This window comes from Kluyvera sp. Awk 3 (assembly GCF_028069715.1).
Taxonomy (GTDB): Bacteria; Pseudomonadota; Gammaproteobacteria; order Enterobacterales; family Enterobacteriaceae; genus Kluyvera; species Kluyvera georgiana_A.
Map to the genome: position 1 here is coordinate 1 of NZ_JANEWH010000341.1, position 383 is coordinate 383.

Annotated in this window: 1 protein-coding gene; it reads left to right on the plus strand. The window is 57.7% G+C overall.

The window, feature by feature from the left end; translation table 11 throughout:
* Positions 1–13: 13 nt before the first annotated feature.
* Positions 14–383: carbohydrate porin (locus NNN71_RS25345; RefSeq protein ID WP_271459621.1), on the plus strand; the 370-nt coding region annotated here is incomplete at its 3' end.

A 383-nucleotide genomic window follows, 5' to 3' on the forward strand; every position in this document is an offset into this window, starting at 1 on the left:
TCTTTCCTCTGTAATGGCACAAGAATTTACTCAGGAACAAATCGACGCCATTGTGGCCAAAGCCGTCGATAAAGCACTGGCGGATCGTCAGGCCAAAATGGACGCCGCCGCCGCGAAGAAGGTGGATCTGGAGACCAACCCACAGACCGCAGCAGCGACGCCGGATATGGCGGTACCGTTCGGCCTGAAGTTCAGCGGCTACGCCCGCTACGGCGCGCATTTCCAGGCGGGCGATCAGAAATACGTCGGCGTGGATGGCTCTTATAACGGCGCCTCGGCGATCGGTCGTCTGGGTAACGAAGGCAACGGCGGCGAATTCCAGCTCACCAAGGCCTTTAAGAGCGAAAAAGGCGCGATCTGGGATATCAACGTAATGTTCGACC